Source organism: Aurantimicrobium minutum, assembly GCF_029893825.1.
In the GTDB taxonomy this organism is placed as follows: Bacteria; Actinomycetota; Actinomycetes; order Actinomycetales; family Microbacteriaceae; genus Aurantimicrobium; species Aurantimicrobium minutum_C.
Window position 1 is genome coordinate 56,723 of the sequence record NZ_JARXXV010000002.1, and the last position, 21,804, is coordinate 78,526.

23 protein-coding genes are annotated in these 21,804 nt (G+C 54.9%); 16 read left to right on the forward strand and 7 right to left on the reverse strand.

What is annotated here, in order from left to right; all coding sequences use genetic code 11:
• Nucleotides 1–35 precede the first annotated feature (35 nt).
• The 7 genes from M2120_RS08110 to M2120_RS08140 are packed head-to-tail and all read left to right on the forward strand — an operon-like array spanning nucleotide 36 to nucleotide 4,559.
• Nucleotides 36–1,250: a CpaF family protein gene (locus M2120_RS08110; protein ID WP_280798225.1), complete on the forward strand. Its 1,215-nt coding sequence runs from the start codon at nucleotides 36–38 to the stop codon at nucleotides 1,248–1,250.
• Entirely contained in the window at nucleotides 1,247–2,131 is an 885-nt protein-coding gene (locus M2120_RS08115) for a type II secretion system F family protein (RefSeq protein WP_280798226.1), read from the forward strand. The genes M2120_RS08110 and M2120_RS08115 overlap by 4 nt, the downstream gene beginning before the upstream one ends.
• A complete protein-coding gene (locus M2120_RS08120; protein WP_280798227.1) occupies nucleotides 2,128–3,066 on the forward strand; it encodes a type II secretion system F family protein in 939 nt (312 codons plus the stop codon). The genes M2120_RS08115 and M2120_RS08120 overlap by 4 nt, the downstream gene beginning before the upstream one ends.
• A 24-nt stretch (nucleotides 3,067–3,090) precedes the next feature.
• Complete coding sequence (locus M2120_RS08125; protein ID WP_280798228.1) at nucleotides 3,091–3,279, forward strand: hypothetical protein; 189 nt, start codon at nucleotides 3,091–3,093, stop codon at nucleotides 3,277–3,279.
• Between the two features lie 29 nt (nucleotides 3,280–3,308).
• On the forward strand, nucleotides 3,309–3,701 hold the full coding sequence (locus M2120_RS08130; protein ID WP_280798229.1) for a TadE/TadG family type IV pilus assembly protein: 393 nt from the start codon (nucleotides 3,309–3,311) through the stop codon (nucleotides 3,699–3,701).
• Entirely contained in the window at nucleotides 3,676–4,119 is a 444-nt protein-coding gene (locus tag M2120_RS08135; RefSeq protein ID WP_280798230.1) for a hypothetical protein, read from the forward strand. Before M2120_RS08130 ends, M2120_RS08135 begins: the two co-directional genes overlap by 26 nt.
• Nucleotides 4,119–4,559 carry a pilus assembly protein TadG-related protein gene (locus M2120_RS08140; protein WP_280798231.1) on the forward strand — a complete coding sequence of 147 codons (441 nt, stop codon included), beginning with the start codon at nucleotides 4,119–4,121 and terminating at the stop codon, nucleotides 4,557–4,559. The genes M2120_RS08135 and M2120_RS08140 overlap by 1 nt, the downstream gene beginning before the upstream one ends.
• A gap of 6 nt (nucleotides 4,560–4,565) precedes the next feature.
• Here M2120_RS08140 and M2120_RS08145 read toward each other — a convergent pair whose 3' ends face one another.
• Together M2120_RS08145 and gabT are read right to left on the reverse strand one after the other, a co-directional pair.
• Nucleotides 4,566–5,555 carry an asparaginase gene (locus M2120_RS08145; protein ID WP_280798232.1) on the reverse strand — a complete coding sequence of 330 codons (990 nt, stop codon included), beginning with the start codon at nucleotides 5,553–5,555 and terminating at the stop codon, nucleotides 4,566–4,568.
• Between the two features lie 69 nt (nucleotides 5,556–5,624).
• Entirely contained in the window at nucleotides 5,625–6,968 is a 1,344-nt protein-coding gene (gene gabT / locus M2120_RS08150) for a 4-aminobutyrate--2-oxoglutarate transaminase (RefSeq protein WP_280798233.1), read from the reverse strand.
• Nucleotides 6,969–7,125: 157 nt separating this feature from the next.
• Between gabT and dxr the strand changes: the two genes are divergently transcribed.
• The 9 genes from dxr (at nucleotide 7,126) to rbfA (ending at nucleotide 18,742) form a co-directional block, all read left to right on the forward strand.
• Complete coding sequence (gene dxr, locus M2120_RS08155; protein ID WP_280798259.1) at nucleotides 7,126–8,208, forward strand: 1-deoxy-D-xylulose-5-phosphate reductoisomerase; 1,083 nt, start codon at nucleotides 7,126–7,128, stop codon at nucleotides 8,206–8,208.
• Between the two features lie 44 nt (nucleotides 8,209–8,252).
• Nucleotides 8,253–9,581 carry a M50 family metallopeptidase gene (locus M2120_RS08160; RefSeq protein WP_280798234.1) on the forward strand — a complete coding sequence of 443 codons (1,329 nt, stop codon included), beginning with the start codon at nucleotides 8,253–8,255 and terminating at the stop codon, nucleotides 9,579–9,581.
• A 53-nt stretch (nucleotides 9,582–9,634) separates the two neighbouring features.
• Complete coding sequence (gene ispG / locus M2120_RS08165; protein WP_280798260.1) at nucleotides 9,635–10,762, forward strand: flavodoxin-dependent (E)-4-hydroxy-3-methylbut-2-enyl-diphosphate synthase; 1,128 nt, start codon at nucleotides 9,635–9,637, stop codon at nucleotides 10,760–10,762.
• A 120-nt stretch (nucleotides 10,763–10,882) separates the two neighbouring features.
• Nucleotides 10,883–12,136: an MFS transporter gene (locus tag M2120_RS08170; protein WP_280798235.1), complete on the forward strand. Its 1,254-nt coding sequence runs from the start codon at nucleotides 10,883–10,885 to the stop codon at nucleotides 12,134–12,136.
• 9 nt (nucleotides 12,137–12,145) lie between these two features.
• Nucleotides 12,146–13,909 (forward strand): proline--tRNA ligase, encoded by a 1,764-nt coding sequence (locus tag M2120_RS08175; protein WP_280798236.1) that lies wholly within the window; start codon nucleotides 12,146–12,148, stop codon nucleotides 13,907–13,909.
• 125 nt (nucleotides 13,910–14,034) lie between these two features.
• Nucleotides 14,035–15,126: a transcription termination factor NusA gene (gene nusA / locus M2120_RS08180; RefSeq protein WP_280798237.1), complete on the forward strand. Its 1,092-nt coding sequence runs from the start codon at nucleotides 14,035–14,037 to the stop codon at nucleotides 15,124–15,126.
• Nucleotides 15,127–15,173: 47 nt separating this feature from the next.
• Nucleotides 15,174–15,416: a YlxR family protein gene (locus tag M2120_RS08185; protein ID WP_280798239.1), complete on the forward strand. Its 243-nt coding sequence runs from the start codon at nucleotides 15,174–15,176 to the stop codon at nucleotides 15,414–15,416.
• A gap of 93 nt (nucleotides 15,417–15,509) precedes the next feature.
• Nucleotides 15,510–18,233: a translation initiation factor IF-2 gene (gene infB, locus M2120_RS08190; RefSeq protein ID WP_280798240.1), complete on the forward strand. Its 2,724-nt coding sequence runs from the start codon at nucleotides 15,510–15,512 to the stop codon at nucleotides 18,231–18,233.
• Nucleotides 18,234–18,301: 68 nt separating this feature from the next.
• Nucleotides 18,302–18,742 carry a 30S ribosome-binding factor RbfA gene (gene rbfA / locus M2120_RS08195; RefSeq protein WP_280798241.1) on the forward strand — a complete coding sequence of 147 codons (441 nt, stop codon included), beginning with the start codon at nucleotides 18,302–18,304 and terminating at the stop codon, nucleotides 18,740–18,742.
• Nucleotides 18,743–18,788: 46 nt separating this feature from the next.
• Here the strand turns inward: rbfA and M2120_RS08200 are convergent, their stop codons facing one another.
• From M2120_RS08200 to M2120_RS08220, 5 genes are read right to left on the reverse strand one after another with little or no spacing between them, the layout of a single operon-like run.
• Entirely contained in the window at nucleotides 18,789–19,064 is a 276-nt protein-coding gene (locus M2120_RS08200; RefSeq protein ID WP_280798242.1) for a 2TM domain-containing protein, read from the reverse strand.
• Between the two features lie 9 nt (nucleotides 19,065–19,073).
• Nucleotides 19,074–19,934, reverse strand: coding sequence for an A/G-specific adenine glycosylase (locus M2120_RS08205; RefSeq protein WP_280798243.1), 861 nt, complete (start codon nucleotides 19,932–19,934; stop codon nucleotides 19,074–19,076).
• 18 nt (nucleotides 19,935–19,952) lie between these two features.
• Entirely contained in the window at nucleotides 19,953–20,792 is an 840-nt protein-coding gene (locus M2120_RS08210; RefSeq protein ID WP_280798244.1) for a carotenoid biosynthesis protein, read from the reverse strand.
• A gap of 49 nt (nucleotides 20,793–20,841) precedes the next feature.
• Nucleotides 20,842–21,567 carry a VIT1/CCC1 transporter family protein gene (locus M2120_RS08215; RefSeq protein ID WP_280798245.1) on the reverse strand — a complete coding sequence of 242 codons (726 nt, stop codon included), beginning with the start codon at nucleotides 21,565–21,567 and terminating at the stop codon, nucleotides 20,842–20,844.
• Nucleotides 21,568–21,569: 2 nt separating this feature from the next.
• Nucleotides 21,570–21,773 carry a hypothetical protein gene (locus M2120_RS08220; RefSeq protein WP_280798246.1) on the reverse strand — a complete coding sequence of 68 codons (204 nt, stop codon included), beginning with the start codon at nucleotides 21,771–21,773 and terminating at the stop codon, nucleotides 21,570–21,572.
• Nucleotides 21,774–21,804 lie beyond the last annotated feature (31 nt).

The following is a 21,804-nucleotide window of genomic DNA, read 5'->3' on the forward strand; positions in this document are numbered from 1 at the left end:
GGAAGGTAGGTAGTCGGAACGGGCATGATTTCTTCATGTCCGATTCCATCTCCCGAATTGTTGGTGCTGTCCGAGCCAAAGCACATGACAGCACTGCTGCATCGACAACGCTGAATCCTGACCTCGAGAAGTTACTTCGCGAGGAGATTCTTCGGGATGGATCCCACAACTCAGGTGCACCGCTGAGCGATGAGGAACTTCGTTCGCTCGCAATGGCGGAGCTCAACGGTTTCGGTGCTCTCCAACCACTTTTGGAAGATACTTCCATTGAAGAAATTTGGATCAACAGCCCCACTGAAGTTTTTGTTGCCCGCAATGGTGTGGCAGAGCTGACCGAGCTTTCATTTACGGATACCCAGGTAAGGGACCTTGTTGAGCGCATGCTCCAAGCTTCTGGACGCCGGGTTGATATGTCCTCACCTTTTGTGGACGCATCGTTGCCGGATGGTTCTCGTCTCCACGTGACAATCCCTGACATCACATCGAAGCACTGGGCAGTGAACATCCGTAAATTCTCCAAGAATGTTCGTGATCTAGCGCACCTGGTGGAAAGCGGCTCGCTTACCCGTCAGGCAGCTGAATTCCTGCGCATGAGTGTTCTAGCTAGACAAAACATCCTGGTTTGTGGGGCAACACAGGCAGGTAAGACCACCATGCTCAATGCGTTGCTTCGTTCTTCCCGTGAAAACGACCGCATCATCACGGTGGAAGAGACTTTTGAGCTCAACTTCGATGCTCGTGACTGTGTTGCGATGCAATGTCGCCAGGCAAGCCTGGAAGGCACTGGTGAGATCACACTCCGCCGTCTCATCAAAGAGGCACTGCGCATGCGCCCAGACCGGTTAGTGGTGGGTGAGGTGCGCGAGGCAGAGAGCCTGGATCTGCTGATTGCTTTGAATAGCGGCCTACCCGGGGCGTGCTCTCTCCATGCCAACAGCGCGCAAGATGCGTTGACCAAGCTCTGCACTCTGCCGTTGCTTGCCGGTCGAAACATTGACTCTAGCTTTGTGGTTCCCACGGTGGCGAGCTGCATCGATGTTGTTGTGCACTGCGAGCTCGATCGTTTTGGTCGTCGCCGAGTGAGTGAAATCATTGCTCCCACCGGTCGTGTGGTGAAGGGGGAGATTGAAACCACAGTCATTTTCCATCTTGCTGATGATGTCCTGGTTGCTACCGGCATGGCTCCCGAGCGTCTCGACAAGTTTGAACTCACGAACCTCAACCCTCGCATCGTCTTGGATGCAGCATGAGACTTTCCTCGATCGAAATACTGGGTATCTTTCTGGGCGCCAGCGCCGGTTTAGGTATCTTTCTCATTGTTTCCAGCAAGCTTTGGCCTAGGAAAGAACGTGTTACACGAGCTTCTTCAGCCTCCACGTTTTCTCGTGGACTAGGTGAAACCGCTCTGCAGTTAGGTATGAAACCTGCTGTGTTGTGGGCGCTGTGTTCTGTTCTCGCCATCATTGGTGGAACACTCGCCTGGGCAATTACAGGCGTTGCCGTGTTGAGCGTGGTGCTTGCTGGAACCGCAGCTGCTCTGCCGGTGATGTTTGCCGCAGGTCGACGTGCTGCTGCTCGCAAGGCATTGCGCAATCAGTGGCCAGATGTGGTGGATGCACTTATTTCTGCCATCCGCTCGGGTGCGAATATCCCTGATGCTGTTGTGTCTCTTGCGGGATTCTCTTCGAAAGCAGTGAGCACGCCAGCTGCTTTGTTTGCTCAGGATTACAGGGTTTCTGGCAACTTTGAACTGGCGGCACAAGACCTCAAAGCAAGATGGGCCAATCCCAATGGTGATCGCATTGTGGAAACTCTTCGTTTGGGGCGAGAACTCGGTGGAACAGAGATCACCACTGTGCTTGGCTCTTTAGGTTCTCACTTGCGTGCTGAATCGGCACTGAGACAGGAGGTCGAAGCCCGTCAAGGATGGATTCGCTTGGCTGCGCGAATCGGGGTGATGGCTCCGTGGATTGTGTTGGTGTTGCTTTCTACCAGGCCCGAAGCGGCACAGGCATATAACTCTGGCGCCGGTGTTGTGCTCATCCTGATTGGCCTTGGAGTAAGTCTGCTGGCATACCGAATCATGTCTGCCGTGGGGTATCTCCCTGATGAAAAGCGGTGGTTAGCATGAGTTCACTTGCTGGATGGGGGATTGGTCTCGGAGCTCTTTTCGGCTTGGGAGTGTGGATCATCCTCACCACGCTGCCGAGTTTCCGAAGCGCATCTTTGCCCAAACGCGTTGCGCACATGGTCGCGGATATTTCACCTCAGGCCTATGCGGATGTGACTGAGAAAAGTTCTGCTCCATTGCCCCAATTTGATTTTGGTATTCGTGGGCTCAAGAACAGCTTGCTCGCCATCACAGAACGTTTTGCAGGTCCGGCAGATGCTGTGGAGCTTGATCTCGCCCGTGCAGGTTCAGAATTCTCAGTGACTGAGTTTAGAGCCCGCCAAATTACCTGGGGCTTATGGGGAGCAGCTGCAGGGCTTCTTGTTGATGGTGCTGTATCTGTGTTGACTCAACCTGCCGCACTTGCATATGTCTTGGTGCCCGTCATGGGTGCGCTCGTTGGATATCTCAGCGTGAGGTATTTCTTGGGCTATGCCGCTAAGTCTCGGGTGAAGCGGATTGAAGCTCAATTACCAGCGGTGTGGGAATTCTTGTCCTTGAGCCTCTCTGCAGGTGAAGGCTTACCAGATGCTCTGCGAAGGATGGCCACGATAGGTCACGGAGACATCACCGATGAGTTCCGAGTGGTTGTGCTGGATGTCCAGATGGGTATCCCCATGGCAACTGCATTGCAGACCCTGGAGAGGAAGCTCAAGATATCCGCGCTTTCACGCGGAATTGAACAGATTTTGGGCGGACTCAATCGGGGAACTCCCGTGTCGGCTGTTCTTCAAGCACATGCACTTGATGCCCGTGAGGATTCCAAGCGCAGATTGCTCGAAAGTGCAGGACAGAAGGAAGTAGCGATGTTGGTCCCACTGGTTTTTCTCATATTGCCTGTGACCATCGTCTTTGCCGTCTTCCCCGGATTACTCGTCATTCAATCGGGCTTCTAGCCCCCAACTCAAGGAGAAATAGAAATGAAAAACATAATTACGCGAATCAACACCGCGATTACGACCAAGCTCAATGATGAGCGTGGAGATGTTCCAGGCTGGGTCCTCATTACTCTCATGACCGCAGGTCTTGTTGTTGCCATTTGGGCCATCGCAGCGCCGGCACTGGGAACAGTCTTTGATCAAGCAATCTCTCGTGTTGTGAGCTTCTAGAACACACGATGAAGACAGGGTTAGGGCGCGTGCTCGAGAGAATTCGCGCAGAAGAAAGCGGCTCGGCAGTGGTCGAGTTTGTCTTTGTGGGTATCCTGCTCACATTCCTTACCCTGGGTGTTCTTCAACTAGGCCTGGCTCTTCATGTTCGCAACACTATTCAGGACGCTGCATCTGAGGGCGCCAGGTGGGGTGCTCTGATTGACTCCACCCCAGCTGAGGGAGCGCAGCGAACTAAAGAACTCATCACCACTGCTGTTGGAGAGCAGTACGCCAGGAATATCAGTGTTTCAAGCCAACAGTGGCTAGGTACTCCCGCCACGGTGATAACAGTGAAGGCGCCACTTCCCGTGATCGGACTGTGGGGACCTGCAACCTCGCTGGAGGTGAGTGGACATGCGGCTACTGAAGTTCTTGGCTAAAGATGATGGATCTGCCTCACTCGAGTTCATCACGGCTGGAATGCTGTTACTGATCCCTCTGGTCTATCTGGTGGTAGCAGTCGGTGTTGTGCAAGGTGCCACATTGGCCACCGAGGGCGCAGCCCGACAGGCTGCCCGAGTTTATGTCGAGTCACCTGATCTCGAAACCGCCGTCACACGTGCGCAGCAAGCTATTGATTTTGCTCTCGCTGATTATGGGATCGATTCGAAGAAGGCCAATATCTCAATCAGTTGTTCCGAAGCATGCTTGACCCCTAAATCATTGGTGAGCATAGGAGTCTCGGTTAATGTTCCGATGCCGCTGGTGCCTGCAGTATTGAATCTCGATCAGGCTGCTGTGATTCCGGTTTCTTCGCAAGCAAGTCAGGTTGTCTCTCGCTTCCACGGGGTGCGCTGATGTGGAGTGAACGTCTTTATGACGAAGAAGGGTCAAGTCTCATCCTCATCATCTTCGCCGGTCTGATTGGGCTAGCTGTAATCCTGGGCACAGTTGCTGCCACAAGCCTCTATATCGAACGAAAGCGTCTGTTTACGGTTGCAGATGGTGCAGCGCTCGCCGCAGCAGAAGCCTTCAATTTAGATGATGTTCAAGTGGTGAACGGTCATGCACGAATCACACTCACTGACTCTGCTGTCAGGGCTGAAACTGACCACTACCTCCAGATGATCCCCACCTCGGAAAGTGACGGGGTGAATGTGTTGTCTGCAGTGACGAAAGATGGTCGCAGTGCAACGGTCAGTCTGTCAAAAACCTGGCATCCACCGGTGGTGTCGATATTTATGCCAGACGGGCTAAACCTCGAAGTCAGCTCTACGGCGAGAACTGTTCTTGGGTAGTTGAAATTAGAAGGTGGTTCGGAGTTCTCCGACTACCTTTCCGCCGCCATAAACCTCGGTGTGGAGACGGGGGATAAGGGCATCTAGCTGTGCTTGCTCAAGTGCTCCAGCACGAACCAATGCCTGTAATGCCACGATTGGTGCAGTGCGGAGGTTTCCGTCCAATATCTTCGTCGCGACTGTCACACCCTGCGGTGTGGTCACAATGAAAACCCCTTCGTAACCAGACTTTGCGGCGAAGCCGAGCTCTTCCATGATGGTGGTGTCCGGTTCACCATGATCGCCAACGACCCACGGATGGGCAAGCATCGAGGAGAACAGGTTTGTTGCTGAATTACTGATACTCAGAGGTGCTGAATCATCTGCAGAATGCATCTTGGCAACACCAGATGCGAGTGCAACTAACGGCATTGCGTGCACTGGCGCACCACATCCATCCACAGCAGTGGAGGTAATTGTTTCACCGGTGAGGTATTCGATCGCTTCAAGGATTCGAAGCTGGAGAGGGTGGTCTGTGTCGAGGTAGTTCGCGGTCGGCCAGCCTTCGTGTTTGCAGGCAAGGAGCATTGCTGCGTGCTTGCCTGAACAGCAGTGATAGATCGGAAGGGCAGTGCCATCGGATTTGTACACCTGCTTGAGCATGTCCTTATTGACTGGCCACTCAGTTGCACACTTGAGATCTGCCTCGGTGAATCCACCAGAAGCGAGGAGTTCTCGAACCAACTCGACATGAGCTTGTGAACCAGTGTGGCTTGATGTTGCGAGGGCAGTGAATTCAGGAGAAAGCTCGATACCAGTGGAGAAGATACCCATCGCCTGGAACAGTTTCATCGCAGAGCGAGGGAACACGAGCGCATTGGGGTCGCCCTTGCTGAACAGCACATTCCCGGTGGAATCAACCACAACCACGCTGCCAACGTGACGCGACTCAATGAAGTCGTTGCGCACAAGAACGGCAAGTTCTTCAGAAGTTTCTACTGTTCCGGTTCCAGCCATGGTGATTTCCTTGAGATAAAGAAATGAGGGGTCACTGCACTTCGCAGCGACCCCTCATAATCTACTTGTTTAGAGCGAAGCCAGTGCCTCATCGAGGACAGTGAGTGCATCTTCGAGAAGTGCATCGCTGGTCTTGACCGAAGGCAGGAAGCGCAGGACGTTTCCGTAGGTTCCAGCCGAGAGCAGGAGCAGACCGTGCTGCGCACCGAATGCCACAATCTTGCTGACTGCTTCTGCATAGGGGTCCTTGGTTCCGGGGTGCACGAGCTCGATGGCGAGCATGGCACCCTTTCCACGAACCTCGCCGATGACGGGGTACTTCTCCTGCAGCTTCTTGAGGCCACCACCGAGGGTCTTCTCAACACGCTTTGCTTCACCGAGCAGGTTGTCCTTCTCGATTTCGCTGAAGATGGCGATAGCAGCTGCACACGAAACAGGGTTTCCACCGAAGGTGCCACCAAGGCCACCGGGGTGAGACGCATCCATGATTTCAGCGCGACCGGTAACAGCAGCAATGGGCATGCCGCCACCGACACCCTTAGCAATGGTGACCAGGTCAGGAACGAAGCCAAAACCTTCTGAAGCGAAGTAAGCACCCGTACGAGCCATACCTGCCTGAACTTCGTCAGCTACGAAGACGACGTTGTTCTTGGTGCACCATTCCTGGATTGCGGGTAGGTAACCATCTGCTGGCACGATGAATCCACCTTCACCCTGGATGGGCTCAGCGAAGACAACAGCAAGATCTTCTGCACCAACTACCTTCTCGAGGTAGGTGATAGTGCGCTTTGCTGCCTCAGCACCGGAAAGACCATCGCGGTAGGGGTAGGAGCTTGGTGCGCGGAAGATGGAGGGAGCGGTGGGACCAAAGCCAGTCGCGTAGGGAGCGTTCTTGAAGTTCATGCTCATGGTCAGGTTGGTGCGACCGTGATAGGCGTGGTCCAGAACTGCTACACCGTTCTTGCGTGTGTACTTACGTGCAATCTTGACGGCGTTTTCTACTGCCTCGGCACCCGAGTTGCACAACATGGTGCGCTTGGCGTGGTCGCCAGGGGTGTGCTTAGCCAGCAGCTCAGCAACCTTCACATAACCCTCATAGGGGGTCACGGTGAAGCACACGTGAGTGAAGTGGCTTGCAGCTTCTGCAACGGCAGCAACAACTGCGTCATTGGCGTGGCCAATGGTGGTCACGCCAATACCGGTTGCGAAGTCAATGAACTGGTTGCCATCAACGTCCTGAACAATCGATCCGTAAGCGTTTTCAATGTAAACAGGCAATGCGGCAGAGACGCCGGGAGGGATTACCTCTGCACGTCGTTTGTGCATTTCCTGAGACTTGGGGCCAGGAATCGCGGTGACAACCTTACGTTCCTGTGTAACTGCAACAGATGCGGGGGCAGAGGTGTTTGACATACTGCAATCCTAACTTCCTCAACTGTGAGGAGCGTGGGTGTCGCGGTGGAAAAAATCGTGATTTTTCACCGATTTTGAGAACTTCCTCCATGTTAGTTCGTGCCCGAACGATATAGCTAGAGATAACTCTCGAGATAAGAGTGGAAAGATGGCTGTTATGCGTCGCGTACTTATCCTCGGTTCGTCTGGTTCCATCGGAACGCAGGCACTTGATGTCATTCGTAAAAACCGGGATCGCTTTGAGGTGGTTGGCCTTTCTGTCGGCTCTAACCGAGAAGTACTTCACCAACAAGCAACAGAGTTTGGTGTGAGCAACATCGCTCTGGGTCATATCGAAGCAGAAGAACTTGTTCGATCGGTAGATGCCGACGTTGTGCTCAACGGAATTACTGGGTCGGTCGGGCTCGGGCCCACCCTCGCAGCTCTAGAAACGGGCAAGACCTTGGCTTTGGCCAATAAAGAAAGCCTCATCGTCGGTGGCACTCTCGTTACTTCACTAGCAAAACCTGGCCAGATAGTCCCGGTTGACTCCGAGCACTCGGCAATTGCTCAAGCTCTGGTATCAGGAACGCACGCAGAAGTTCGACGCCTGGTTCTCACCGCATCGGGTGGTCCTTTCCGTGGCCGTTCACGTGAATCACTCGTCGATGTCACTCCCGCCCAAGCTCTGGCACACCCCACCTGGGACATGGGCCTCGTGGTCACCACGAACTCATCCACTCTGGTGAACAAGGGCCTGGAAGTAATCGAAGCTCACCTGTTATTTGACATTCCTTTCGACCGCATTGATGTCACTGTTCACCCGCAGTCGATTGTGCATTCGATGGTCGAGTTCGTGGATGGGTCGACAATTGCGCAGGCATCTCCGCCGGATATGCGCCTGCCCATTTCTTTAGGACTTGACTGGCCCCACCGCGTTGCCGGAGTGGGGGAGCCTCTGGATTGGACCAAGGCACAGAGTTGGACCTTTGAGCCACTCGATCAAGAAGCATTCCCTGCAGTGTGGTTGGCCAAGCAGGTCGGTACTGCTGGTTCTACTTTCCCTGCAGTGTTCAATGCAGCCAATGAGCAAGCAGTTATAGCTTTCCATGCCGGAAAGATTGGCTATCTCGACATCCTCACCACCATTCAGCGTGTGGTGGACGAACACACTCCAGAATCCGGAGACCTCACCCGTGAGGCTGTGCTTGAAGCTGAACGCTGGGCACGTCAGCGTGCTGACGAAGTTATTGGTTCATAAGTCTTCTCGGCGGATTGTCAGTCGGTCAGGTTAATCTTTTTCTAATGGATACTTTCTGGCTTTATGTTCTCGGCGTCGTCATTTTCGCTCTCGGGTTGACGATCTCTATTGGCCTGCATGAAATTGGACACTTAGTCCCAGCGAAAATCTTTGGCGTTCGTGTCGGGCAATACATGATCGGGTTTGGGCCCACCCTGTTCTCCCGCAAAGTGGGTGAAACCGAATACGGAATCAAAGCCATTCCGTTAGGTGGCTACATCTCCATGGCAGGTATGTATCCTCCCGGCACAGAGCAAGAAGAATCCAAGAATCGCCTGCGTCGCTTCTTCGGCAAGCTTGTCCAAGATGCGCGCCAAGCCAGTGACGAGACCATGGTCAACCTGGATAAGTCTCGTGCGTTCTATAACCTTCCAGTGTGGAAGCGCATCATCATTATGGTCGGCGGACCATTCATGAACCTCGTGCTTGCCTTTTTGCTGTTTGCAATTTTGATTGTGGGCATCGGTAATCCCCAACCCACGACGGCAATTGCTGCCGTCACCCAGTGCGTAACTGCTGATGGTGTGCCCGCAGATTGCAGCGACAGCACCGTAAGTGCCCCTGGAGTAGTCGGTGGACTGATAGCTGGAGATGTCATCGTGTCTATCGATGGCCAGAAGGTTTCGAATTGGAGCGATGGCACCGACACCATCCGAGCATCTGCTGGGAAGCCACTTGAGATCGTGGTCAATCGAGATGGCGTTGAAAAAACGTTGAGTATCACACCTGTTTTGGCACAGCGCTCACTCGTTGACGACCAGGGTGCACCTGTTCTCGATGCTGCAGGTAACCCTGTCATTGAGGAAGTGGGCTTCATTGGCATGGCTCCGACTTATGCCATGACCCCTCAACCGATTACTGATGTCTTCCCTCTCATGGGGCAGAACATCTCGGGGGTCACTAACATGATCCTTCACCTGCCTCAGCGCATGGTGGACGTATCCAATGCTGCTTTTGGCCCTGGTAAGCGGGATGTCAACGGACCCATAGGAATTGTTGGTGTGGGTCGTGTTGCCGGTGAAGTAGCCAGCACTGACCAGGTTGATCCCCTTTCGAAGGGGGCAACCCTGATTGGAATTCTGGCATCGCTGAACATTGCGCTGTTTGTGTTCAACATGGTTCCTTTGCTGCCCCTCGACGGTGGTCACATTGCCGGTGCCCTGTATGAGGCTGTGCGCCGTCAAATTGCGATACTTCGCAAGCGGCCAGACCCAGGTCCTTTTGACACAGCCAAGCTGATGCCACTCACCCTCGTTGTTATCGTGTTGCTGGGTTCGATGAGTGCTCTGTTGCTTTACGCAGACATCTTCAAACCAGTCAGCATTTTTGGCTAAACAAGTTCACCTCAGACGCGTAAGCTAATGCCGTGCCAGCCGTAAATTTGGGAATGCCTAAAACGCCAGAAGTCCTTGCTCCGCGCCGTAAGTCGCGCCAGATCAAGGTGGGTAAGGTGCTTGTTGGTGGTGATGCACCCGTCAGCGTGCAGTCCATGTGCACCACACCCACCACCAACATCAATGCAACCTTGCAGCAAATTGCGGAGCTCACTGCCTCGGGCTGTGACATTGTTCGCGTTGCTGTTCCTAGCCGTGATGATGCTGAAGCGCTGCCCATCATTGCCAAGAAGAGCCAGATTCCGGTTATTGCCGATATTCACTTCCAGCCCAACTACGTCTATGCGGCCATTGATGCAGGTTGTGCAGCAGTTCGAGTAAACCCCGGCAATATCCGCAAGTTTGATGACCAAGTTGGTGAAATTGCGCGCCGTGCCAAGGAAGCTGGCGTGAGCATCCGTATCGGTGTGAACGCAGGATCACTGGATCCACGCTTGCTGGAAAAATACGGCAAGGCAACTCCCGAGGCACTGGTTGAAAGTGCTGTGTGGGAAGCAAGCTTGTTTGAAGAACACGATTTCCACGACTTTAAGATTTCGGTCAAGCACAATGACCCCATCGTGATGGTCAAGGCCTACCGTCAGCTCGCTGAGCGTGGTGACTGGCCACTGCACTTGGGCGTGACCGAGGCAGGTCCAGCATTCCAGGGGACCATCAAGTCGGCTACCGCTTTTGGAATCTTGTTGGGTGAAGGCATCGGTGACACGATTCGTGTGTCGCTTTCTGCACCTCCTGCTGAAGAGGTCAAGGTTGGACTGCAGATTCTGCAGTCGCTGAACCTCCGTGAGCGCAAGCTTGAGATTGTGTCCTGCCCGAGCTGCGGTCGTGCTCAGGTAGATGTGTACAAGCTCGCCAACGATGTGACCGAAGGTTTGGAGGGCATGACCGTTCCACTTCGTGTTGCTGTGATGGGCTGTGTTGTGAACGGCCCAGGTGAAGCACGCGATGCTGACCTGGGTGTTGCTTCAGGTAACGGTAAGGGCCAGATTTTCGTCAAGGGTGAAGTCATCAAGACGGTTCCTGAGAGTGAAATTGTGGCAACCCTGATCGAGGAAGCTAACCGACTTGCTGCAGAAATGCCAGCCAGTGAGGTGGGCACCGTTCAGGTCATTACGCCTTAGTAGGCCAGAGTATGTCAGGCCCCTTTATTTTCTCTGCCATCTTTTTCTTGGTGCTCATCGGCATCGGAATTGTGATTTTCAGTCGCTTCAAATAAACCCCTAGGGGTATAGCCTCTTTCTGTGACCATCACAGATTATGTTGCTATCCAAAAGCGCTCATTGCGCGTATTGGCTACCGGACAAATCCTCGGCGGTTTGGGTATGGGGGCAGCCTTCTCGTTGGGTTCACTCCTCACTGCGGCTGTGGGTGGTTCACCAGCTTATGCAGGGCTTTCCGCAACCATGTCCACTCTGGGAACTGCACTCTTTGCCATTCCACTGGCCAGACTTGCTGGCCGTGTAGGTCGTCGATATGCCCTTGCCACCGGTGGTGCCATTGGTCTCGTCGGTGCGGTGATGGTTATCGTTGCCGCATCGGTAAATAACTTGCCGTTGTTGCTGGCAAGCATGTTGACTCTCGGCGCAGGTGGTGCCGTCAACCTACAAACTCGCTTTGCCGCGGCAGACCTAGCCAAACCTGAAACACGTGCCAGGGATCTCTCACTTGTGGTGTGGGCAACAACCATTGGCGTCGTGGCAGGACCAAACCTTGTTGGTCCTGGCGATGTTTTGGGGGAGCATTGGGGCTTGCCGCCACTAACAGGCGCCTTTGCCCTCGCAGCCATTGCGCAGTTACTTTCCGCCGTTTTGTATTTGAGCGCCCTACGCCCAGATCCACTGCTGATGTCACGCAGGCGCAGCGTAGAAGAAGGTTCAACCCAGCCCGCACCGAAACGCGGATTTGGTGCAGCTATTCGTATCTTGGCGGCCACTCCAGCCGCCGCAGTTGCCGTGTTTGCTCTCGCCATGAGCCATGCCACGATGGTGGCGGTGATGGCGATGACTCCTGTTCACCTGGCGCTTCACGGAGTCGTTATTCCGCTGATTGGGTTGACCATCAGTCTGCATACTGCAGGCATGTATGCGTTCTCACCCGTGTTTGGTTGGCTGGCCGACCGTATTGGCCGAACCACAGTGATCTTGATTGGCCAAGGAATCTTGCTTGCCTCTTTGCTGGTGAATTTCTCTGCACCTGATTCCGTTCCTGCAGTCACTGTTGCCCTCGTGCTGCTGGGGCTGGGCTGGTCAGCATCAACGGTTGCTTCCAGTGCGCTGCTGACCGAATCTGTCGCAGCTCAAGATCGCACCACGGTTCAAGGCTTCTCCGACACCGTGATGAGCCTGGCGGGTGCAGGGGGAGGCGCACTTGCAGGTCTCGTGCTAGCTGCGGTGGGCTACGGAATGCTCAATGTGTGGACCATTACCTTGGTTGTGTTGGTCGTAATTGCAGTGCTCCTGCTTGGCTGGCGCACCAAGACCGCCGCCACGGCTTAAGATTGAGGCGTGCCTACACGTCTTTCACACTTGTTCCTTCGTACGCTGCGAGAAGATCCTGCTGAAGCAGAAGTAACCAGCCACAAGCTGCTTCTTCGCGCCGGATACATCCGCCGCCAAGCACCAGGAGTCTTTGCCTGGTTGCCCCTGGGTCTTCGCGTGAAAGCAAAGATCGAGAAGATCATTCGTGAAGAGATGACGGCAGCAGGTGCACAGGAAGTTCACTTCCCTGCGCTGCTTCCCAAGGAGCCTTACGAGGTCACCAACCGCTGGACTGAATACGGCGACGGTATTTTCCGCCTCAAGGACCGTAAGGACGCGGACTACCTGCTTGCTCCAACCCACGAAGAGGTCTTCACACTCCTGGTGAAGGATCTCTACAACTCTTACAAAGACTTGCCCGTGTGCTTGTATCAAATCCAGGACAAGTATCGCGATGAGGCACGTCCTCGCGCAGGTCTCCTCCGTGGACGCGAGTTCACCATGAAGGATGCATACTCCTTCGATATCTCTGATGAAGGTCTTGCTGAAAGCTACCAAGCACAGCGTGATGCCTATGAGCGAATCTTCACTCGTCTCGGCCTGAACTACGTCATTGTGAAGGCAGATGCGGGCGCAATGGGCGGTTCACGCTCAGAAGAGTTCTTGCACCCCACTGAGGTGGGAGAAGACTCCTTCGTGCGCTCTGCCGGTGGGTATACCGCCAACATTGAGGCATTTACCACTGTTGTTCCTGCGTCGATCCCCATTGAGGGTCAGCCTGCAGCACGTGTGTTTGATTCGCCCAACACTCCCACCATCGACACTCTTGTTGCTCACTTGAACGCCACCGAGCCTCGTGAAGATGGCCGTGAGTGGACTGCGGCAGACACCCTCAAGAACGTCGTACTGGCACTGACTCACCTTGATGGCACTCGTGAGCTGATTTCTATTGGTTTGCCTGGTGACCGCGAGGTTGAACTCGCACGTGTTGAAGTTGCTTTCGCTCCTGCCGGTGTTGAAGCGGCAACCGAGGAAGACTTCGCCAAGAACCGCGCACTGGTCAAGGGTTACATCGGCCCCTGGTCAGACAAGGGTGCTGTTCTGGGCTCGGAAGGAACATCCAAGATTCGTTACTTCGTTGACCCACGAGTTGTTGACGGTAGTGCGTGGGTCACCGGTGCAAACGTTGACCAGAAGCACGTGCTCAATGTCGTCGCAGGTCGTGACTTCGTTGCAGACGGTGTTGTGGAATGCTCCGATGTTCGTGCAGGCGACCCAGCCCCAGATGGTTCGGGTCCCGTTGAAATTGCGCGTGGTATGGAAATCGGTCACGTTTTCCAGCTCGGTCGCAAGTACGCAGAAGCTCTGGGGCTGAAGGTTCTCGATGAGAACGGCAAGCTCGTCACCGTCACTATGGGTTCCTATGGCATTGGTGTCACACGTATCCTTGCTGTCATTGCTGAAACAAACAATGACGATAAGGGACTGATCTGGCCAGCAAATGTTTCTCCCTTCGATATTCACGTCATTGCCACCGGCAAGGACGATGAGGTGTTTGAAGCTGCAGAGAAGATTGTTTCTGAGCTAGAAGATGCCCGTTACGAAGTTCTCTACGATGATCGCCCCAAGGTCTCACCTGGTGTGAAGTTTGGTGATGCTGAACTCATCGGTGTTCCCACAATTGTGATCGTGGGTAAGGGCCTCGCTGAGGGCGTAGTTGAGCTGTGGGATCGCCGCACCAACGAGCGCACGAGCGTGCCCGTGGGCGAGATTCTTTCTCACCTGAAGTAGTTAATTCATTCAATCCTGCGTTGCTTCAGAAGGAACGCAGGTTTCAACCTGCCCGAGACTCGGGTAGCCTTAGAGTTCTGCGCCGGGAGGCGCATGATTACAGGTGCGAATAGAGGAGGCCCACAGTGGACATCGATCTCAGAGTTCTCAAGCTCATGGAAACCGAAAAAGGTATTCCCTTCGATGAATTGGTAGAAATTATCGAGCAGGCCATCCTCACCGCCTACCAAAAGCACATGATTCAGTCAGAGCCCACTCGTGGCACTGGTGTGAAGAACCCCAAGAGCCCTACCGGCCTCGGCGGCGGTGCAGGGTCTGTTGACACTGACACTCCTCGTGCACCTCGCGTTGCTCCAGAGCTCCCTGAAGCACGTGTGGAGCTGGACCGCAAGACCGGCATTGTCACCATCTTTGTTCCTGAGAAGGACGAAGAAGGTGTCGTTATTGGTGAAGCCGTTGCTACTCCTGAAGACTTCGGCCGTATTGCTGCATTCGCAGCAAAGCAGGTTATCAACCAGCGTCTGCGCGACATCGCAGACGAAGCAGTCATCGGAGAGTTCAAGGGTCGCGAAGGCGACATCGTTTCTGGTGTGATTCAGCAGGGTCAAAACCCCAAGATGGTCTTCATCGACCTCGGCACCGTTGAAGCAGTCATGCCTCCTGAAGAGCAGGTTCCTGGTGAGGACTACTCTCACGGCAAGCGCATTCGTGTCTATGTCACTGCAGTAACCCGCGGAACTAAGGGCCCTCAGGTTACTGTTTCCAGAACCCACCCGCAGCTGGTGCGCAAACTGTTCACCATGGAAGTTCCTGAAATTCAGAGCGGCCTAGTTGAAATCGTGGCACTGGCTCGCGAAGCCGGTCACCGCACCAAGATTGCCGTGAAGGCAACTGACCCCGCGATCAACGCTAAGGGTGCCTGCATCGGTGAACTCGGACGTCGTGTTCGTGCGGTTACTGAAGAGCTCAACGAAGAAAAAATCGACATCGTTGACTACTCAGCAGATCTTCCCACCTTCGTCACCAATGCACTCTCACCTGCCAAGGTTTCTGAAGCATTCGTGCTTGATGCAGCCACTAAGGCAGTTCGTGCACTGGTTCCCGACTACCAGCTTTCGCTGGCAATCGGTAAGGAAGGCCAGAACGCGCGTCTGGCTGCCAAGCTGACCGGTGCCAAGATCGACATCCAGCCCGACTCCGTAATGGACGAAGACTAGGCAGCACCGCACGGCGGGGACCCCCGCCACAGCGTTGCTGGGGTATCATGGAACCTGTAAGAACGTGCATCGGTTGCCGTCAGCGCTCAGATAAGTCCGCTTTGTTGCGAGTTATCGAGGTTGATGGCCGTGTTGAACCAGATATTTCCGGTTCTGCTCCAGGTCGAGGCGCGTGGCTACACCCCACACCAGAGTGTTGCAACGAAGCAGTGAAGCGCCGGGCATTTGGCCGGGCACTTCGCGCAGAAATTACTAACACTGACACCATCACACAAAGGCTGAACGGCTAATGGACAACTAATGAGCGGCTCGAAATGAGTTCCGTCCGTAAGTAATGGTCTGGTCCTGTTTTATCAGGGCTCAGGCCCTAAGACAGGAGAATTGTGGCTGCCAAACCACGCGTACACGAAGTTGCTGCCGAATACGGCATCGACAGCAAGCTTGCTCTAGCCAAGCTGAAAGATCTCGGTGAGTTCGTTAAGGGACCATCGTCAACCATTGAGCCTCCCGTAGCGCGCAAGCTGCGTAATGCTCTTGAAGCAGAAGGCATGAAGCCTGTTCCTGCTGGAGAGGCAGCACCTGCTGCGAAGGCTCCTGCTAAGGCTGCTCCCAAGGCTGAGGCACCTGCAGAAGCACCAGCTCCTGCTGCACCAACCCCAGGACCTGCAGCACCCAAGGCAGAAGAGAAGCCAGCACCAGCTGCTGATGCCCCTGCTGCGCCTGCAGCCTCAGAGGGTGACGCTCCAGCATCTAAGCCTGCCGGTGGCGCTCGTCCCGGTAACAACCCCTTCGCTTCTGCTCAGGGCATGGGTACTCGTCCCGCGGGTGCTCCACGTCCAGGTAACAACCCCTTCGCTTCTGCTCAGGGCATGGGTACTCGCCCCGCTGGTTCCCCCAGCCCAGGCAGCATTCCTCGTCCTATGGCCCCACGCCCCGGTGGCATGCCCCGACCCGGCGGTGCCGGTGGTGCAGGTCGTCCCGGTGGCGCTGGCCGTCCCGGTGGCGCAGGTGCAGGTTTCCAGCGTCCAGGTGGTGCCGGTGGCGGTTTCCGCGCTGGTGGTGCCGGTGGTGCAGGTGCACCCGGTGGTGCTGGAGCTCCAGCACGTCCCGGATTTGGCCCTAATCGTCCACCAGCAGGTGGCGGTGGCGGTCGTGGCCGTGGTCCCGGCGGTGGAACCGCTGGTGCGTTCGGTCGTGGCGGCGGAAAGTCCAAGGCACGTAAGTCGAAGCGGACGAAGAGAGCAGAGTTCGAACTCCGCGAGGCACCATCGCTTGGTGGCGTAAGTGTTCCTCGTGGTGACGGAAGCACTGTAATTCGTCTGCGCCGTGGTGCATCACTTGCTGACTTCGCTGACAAGATCAATGCAACCCCAGCCAACTTGGTAACCGTTCTGTTCCACCTTGGTGAAATGGCAACCGCTACCGAGTCGATTGACGAAGCAACCTTCGAAATCCTTGGTGAAGAACTGGGCTTCAAGATCCAGATTGTTTCACCTGAGGAAGAAGACAAGGAACTGCTCGACGCCTTCAACATCGACCTCGAGCAGGAGCTTGAGGACGAGACCGATGAAGACCTCGAAATTCGTCCACCAGTTGTCACTGTGATGGGTCACGTTGACCACGGTAAGACTCGACTGCTCGATGCCATCCGCAAGACCAACGTCATCGCGGGTGAAGCTGGTGGTATCACCCAGCACATCGGTGCCTACCAGGTTCACGCGAACCACGATGGTGTTGACCGTCTGATTACCTTCATCGACACCCCCGGTCACGAGGCGTTCACCGCCATGCGTGCCCGTGGCGCTCAGGTCACTGACATCGCAATCCTGGTTGTTGCTGCAGATGACGGCATCATGCCTCAGACCATTGAGGCCTTGAACCACGCACAGGCAGCAAATGTGCCTATCGTGGTTGCTGTCAACAAGGTGGACAAGCCAGATGCGAATCCTGCGAAGGTTCGCCAGCAGCTCACTGAGTACAACTTGGTTGCCGAAGAATACGGTGGAGACGTCATGTTCGTAGACGTATCTGCACTCTCTGGCATGGGTGTGACCGAACTTCTGGATGCTGTTCTGCTCACCGCAGACGCAGGTCTGGATCTGCGCGCTAACCCCAACAAGGATGCACGCGGTATTGCGATTGAAGCTCGACTGGACAAGGGACGCGGTGCTGTTGCTACCGTTCTCATCGAGTCTGGAACTCTGCGCGTTGGTGACGCCATTGTTGCGGGCACTGCCTACGGTCGTGTTCGTGCGATGGTCGATGAAAACGGTGTGGCTGTTGAAGCAGCTACTCCTTCTCGTCCCGTTCAGGTTCAGGGTCTGTCTTCCGTGCCTCGAGCCGGTGACACCTTCCTGGTGACCGAGGATGACCGTACTGCTCGTCAGATCGCAGAGAAGCGTGAAGCTGCAGAGCGTAACGCTCAACTGGCTAAGGCTCGCAAGCGCATCTCGCTCGAAGACTTCACCAAGGCTCTCGAGGATGGCAAGGTTGAATCCCTCAACCTCATCATCAAGGGTGACGTTTCTGGTGCTGTTGAAGCACTCGAAGAGTCTCTGCTCAAGATCGAGGTTGATGACAGCGTTCAGCTGCGCATCATCCACCGTGGTGTTGGTGCCGTCACCGAGAGCGATGTTAACCTCGCAACCGTGGACAACGCCGTCATCATCGGCTTCAACGTTCGACCCGACACCAAGGCACGTGAGCGTGCCATGCGTGAGGGTGTTGACATCCGCTTCTACTCGGTCATCTACTCGGCACTCGAGGACATTGAGAACTCCCTCAAGGGCATGCTCAAGCCTGAGTTCGAAGAGGTTCAGTCTGGTGTTGCAGAGATTCGCGAAATCTTCCGCTCCAGCAAGTTCGGCAACATTGCCGGATGTATTGTCCGCAGCGGAACGATTACTCGTAACTCCAAGGCACGCGTTATCCGTGAAGGTATCGTTATCGCCGATGGCCTGGCCATCGAGTCGCTGCGTCGTTTCAAGGATGACGCCACCGAAGTTCGTACCGACTTCGAATGTGGTATCGGTTTGGGTAAGTACAACGACATCCAGATCGGCGATGAGATCGAGACCATCGAACTCAAGGAAAAGCCCCGCGTCTAGTGCGCATGAGGGGCCTAGGCTGACAAGATTCAGCTAGGCCCCTCTTCACTTTCAGGTAAGGGAACATCATGGTTGATCACGCGAGAGCTCGTAAGCTCGGTGAACTCATTAAGGTCATCGTTGCCCAGGCATTGGAACGTGGCGTCATCAAGGACACTCGTTTAGGGTTCGTCACGATTACGGACGTACGCATGACCGGTGACCTCCAGCATGCTTCAATCTTCTACACCGTCTACGGAACAGATGAAGAGCGTGAAGAGACTGCTGCAGCCTTGAAGGCAAACACGGGTCGTATTCGTGGCGAGGTTGGCCGCGGGCTGACCGTGCGCCTGACTCCCACCATCGAATTCATCCTTGATGCGTTGCCCGATACTGCCAAGTCCATCGACGACTTGCTTGCCAAGGCACACGCTCAAGACGAAGAGGTCGAAGCGCTCGCGAAGAAGGCGAAATACGCAGGGGATGAAGATCCTTATGTGAAGCCTCGCGAACACCACGACGAAGATTAACAAGTAAAGGCCCAGAATCATCTGGGCCTTTACTTATTCAATCCTGCTATTTCTTGCCTTTGAGCTTTTCAACCTCAGCGTCAATATCGCTGTCAGTAATGACGGTGGGTGCCTTGCCATAAGCCTCGATGCCTGAGAACAGTGCACCGATACCCATTCCGAAGATCACCCAAATAGGCCAGAAGTATTCGGTGGGGGAGGTAATCAGCCAGATTGCTGAACACAGTACTGAAACACCCAGCCAGGTCCACAGGTAGCGCTTGAACTCGGCCTGCTTCTTCAGGCGCTTCTTGGCAACGTCACGTAATTCTTGATCACTCATGGGTTCACTCTACGCCGGGAGTTGGTAACTGTCATCAGAAACAAGCTCTATGAGGCCATCTTTGAGGAGGCCAGAAATTGCGCGTCCCAGTTGCGCAGCATCGTGCCAATGTGCTGAGAGCTCATCTGTAGTAACTACCCGGTGGCTTTCTCGCAGAACTTTCATCACGGCACCACGTGCCTGACGGTCACTTCCTTCGTATTTTTTCTGAATAGTTTTCTTAGGCCCCACGTGTTCGGGGTAGCCCGCGTTCTTCCAGGCGCAGGTTCTGGCGATGGGGCATGCCTGGCACAGTGGATTGCGTGCCGTGCAGATGAGTGCACCGAGTTCCATCATCCCTGCGTTGAATACGGGGGAAAGTTCAGGCGACGGAAGAAGTGCAGTCATCGCTTCCAAGTCACGCGTTGTTGAGGGCGGACCCTGATCGGCATTGCCTTGGTTGTGGCGTGCAATGACCCGGCGAATGTTCGTATCCACCACGGGCTCGTGGGCGCCATAGGCAAAGACAGCGATGGCGCGGGCGGTGTAGGGACCAATCCCTGGAAGGGTGAGTAATTCCTCAACATTGTGGGGCACCTCGCCGTTGTATTTCTCCACGATGGTCACGGCGCAGGCGTGCAGCCAGAGTGCCCTGCGGGGATAGCCCAGGTTTGCCCACGCTCGCACAGCATCACCAGAGGGTGATGCCGCGAGCGCTGCTGGGGTGGGCCAGCGGGTCAGGAATTCTTCTAACTTGGGGATGACACGTGCAACAGGTGTTTGTTGCAGCATGAATTCAGAGACAAGTGAACCCCACGGGGTGAAGTCTGGTTGTCGCCAGGGGAGATCCCTCCCCTCGACTTCAAACCAGTCAATAATCTCTTGTTGCACGCGCTCCAGCGTAAAGGGTTATGAAGTTGAACTCATCTTTTTGAGTGACATCAATGCCGCCAGCCACAGTGGAACTATGGCAAACAGGGCAACACAGACCATCGCCACGGCGATATCTACATCTGCTTGGCTAAAGGCAGAGCCTTGAATGAGGGGCGTCAGTGCAATAGTGAAGGGGAACGTGCCATAAAGCAAGACTCCTTGTAACCAGAAACCTCGAGGTTTCACCTCGGAAATCTTTGCCAAAGCTTTCTTTGAGTTCAACAGGGCTTGAACCACCAGTAAGAAGGCAAGGGTTTCGAAGAACCAACCAAAGAAGTTGTGCAGCGGAATTCCGAAGTAGGGGCCGCCATCGCGCCAAATCCATTGCCCCAGCACGGTTGCGTGCCAGGGGTCGCTGGCAAGATCCAGCAGTGTCATGCCAAATGCTGCCATTGCTGAGACGGCTGCAAGCCACCATCCGCGTGCAGCGGTTGTGAGTACACCACCTATAGACCGTGCAATCATGAGCGATGCATAAGCCATAGCAAAGTATTGCAGCTGAATCAGCGGGGGTACGCCCAAAAGGAGGGGGCCAAGGGGGCCGTCCGGGTAGTAATAGTTCCCAAAGACCAAACCGGTTGCGACCCCGAGTGCTTCACCAGTGAAACTGATCACTACGACAGCGAGGAAAGATAACCATGCCGTTCTAGCTCCTGCCCAGCGGATGAAATGCCACATCGAGAAGGTGACCGGGACAAGTCCTATCAGCAGTGTGATGCTGCCAGGTGTGCCTGCAGGAACAAACGCTGCACCAAACGAGATTGCCAGCAGAATCCATAGACCAACTGAAGTCTTGAGGGTAGTTGAGTTAAACAAGAGTTCTCCCTGAGGGGTGAAGTGAAGTTGTCTCACTCTATGACGGAAATTACGCTCCGCCTACACCCAACAATGAACCCACGAGATAAGTTGCTGTGACAGCGATAGCACCGAAAAGCAGTTGACGAAGCGCGCTCTTCCACCACGACTTACGAGTGAAACGTGCGGCAATTCCGCCAGCCACGAGCAAGCCCACACCGCCCACGCCAAGACCCAGAGCCAGTGATTCAAATCCCAGCGCATAGGGGATGAGTGGGATGAAAGCGCCTGTTGCAAACATGGCGAAGGAAGACATTGCTGCAATCCAGGGTGAGGGTTTGGAATCGGGGTCAACCCCCAGCTCCTGTGCAATGTGGATGCGGGCTGCTTGTTCCTTGTTTTGGTGAACCTCAGCAGCAGCAAAACGAGCAGTTTTTTCTGCCATGCCCATCTCGATGAAATTGAGAACGAGTTCGTTTTCTTCACCTTCAGGGTTACGAGCGTGCGCCTGACGCTCAATTTCGAGCTCAGAATCTACCTGCTCATTCGAAGTCTTCACGGAGGCGTATTCACCAAGCGCCATCGAGAATGCACCAGCAACAAGCCCTGCAGCACCAGTGAGAACCACCGTTTGTGCATTGGCTCCTGCGGCACCGATGCCGGCGATCAGAGCAATGTTGGAGACCAGACCATCCATTGCGCCGAAGACAGAGGCGCGAAGCCAGCCACCAGCTAGATCTGGGTGGGAGTGGTCGTATTCGTGGGGATCAGCACCCTTGAGAGTGGTTGAAATCATGGTTAGAAGTCGTAGGGCTCAGCTTCGAGTTCTTCTTCTTTGCTTTCGGCAACAACGTCAGCAACAGCGAGGGCAACGGAGATTGCCCAGCCAAGCCACACCAGAATCAATCGCCAGTCACGTGGACCGCGTGCAGTGGCACGCAGTGCACTGAAGCCGCCAAAGATGGCGCCCAAGACGCTGGCATTGAATAAGAACTTGCGCATGTCTCAAGGTTACCGGTTCGTCGGCACGCCC

Coding starts and splice junctions, on each gene's coding strand:
- M2120_RS08110 (WP_280798225.1), top strand. CDS start 36: ATGTCCGATTCCATCTCCCGAATTGTTGGTGCTGTCCGAGCCAAAGCA.
- M2120_RS08115 (WP_280798226.1), top strand. CDS start 1,247: ATGAGACTTTCCTCGATCGAAATACTGGGTATCTTTCTGGGCGCCAGC.
- M2120_RS08120 (WP_280798227.1), top strand. CDS start 2,128: ATGAGTTCACTTGCTGGATGGGGGATTGGTCTCGGAGCTCTTTTCGGC.
- M2120_RS08125 (WP_280798228.1), top strand. CDS start 3,091: ATGAAAAACATAATTACGCGAATCAACACCGCGATTACGACCAAGCTC.
- M2120_RS08135 (WP_280798230.1), top strand. CDS start 3,676: ATGCGGCTACTGAAGTTCTTGGCTAAAGATGATGGATCTGCCTCACTC.
- M2120_RS08140 (WP_280798231.1), top strand. CDS start 4,119: ATGTGGAGTGAACGTCTTTATGACGAAGAAGGGTCAAGTCTCATCCTC.
- M2120_RS08145 (WP_280798232.1), bottom strand. CDS start 5,555: ATGGCTGGAACCGGAACAGTAGAAACTTCTGAAGAACTTGCCGTTCTT.
- gabT (WP_280798233.1), bottom strand. CDS start 6,968: ATGTCAAACACCTCTGCCCCCGCATCTGTTGCAGTTACACAGGAACGT.
- dxr (WP_280798259.1), top strand. CDS start 7,126: ATGCGTCGCGTACTTATCCTCGGTTCGTCTGGTTCCATCGGAACGCAG.
- M2120_RS08160 (WP_280798234.1), top strand. CDS start 8,253: ATGGATACTTTCTGGCTTTATGTTCTCGGCGTCGTCATTTTCGCTCTC.
- ispG (WP_280798260.1), top strand. CDS start 9,635: ATGCCTAAAACGCCAGAAGTCCTTGCTCCGCGCCGTAAGTCGCGCCAG.
- M2120_RS08185 (WP_280798239.1), top strand. CDS start 15,174: ATGGAACCTGTAAGAACGTGCATCGGTTGCCGTCAGCGCTCAGATAAG.
- rbfA (WP_280798241.1), top strand. CDS start 18,302: ATGGTTGATCACGCGAGAGCTCGTAAGCTCGGTGAACTCATTAAGGTC.
- M2120_RS08200 (WP_280798242.1), bottom strand. CDS start 19,064: ATGAGTGATCAAGAATTACGTGACGTTGCCAAGAAGCGCCTGAAGAAG.
- M2120_RS08215 (WP_280798245.1), bottom strand. CDS start 21,567: ATGATTTCAACCACTCTCAAGGGTGCTGATCCCCACGAATACGACCAC.
- M2120_RS08220 (WP_280798246.1), bottom strand. CDS start 21,773: ATGCGCAAGTTCTTATTCAATGCCAGCGTCTTGGGCGCCATCTTTGGC.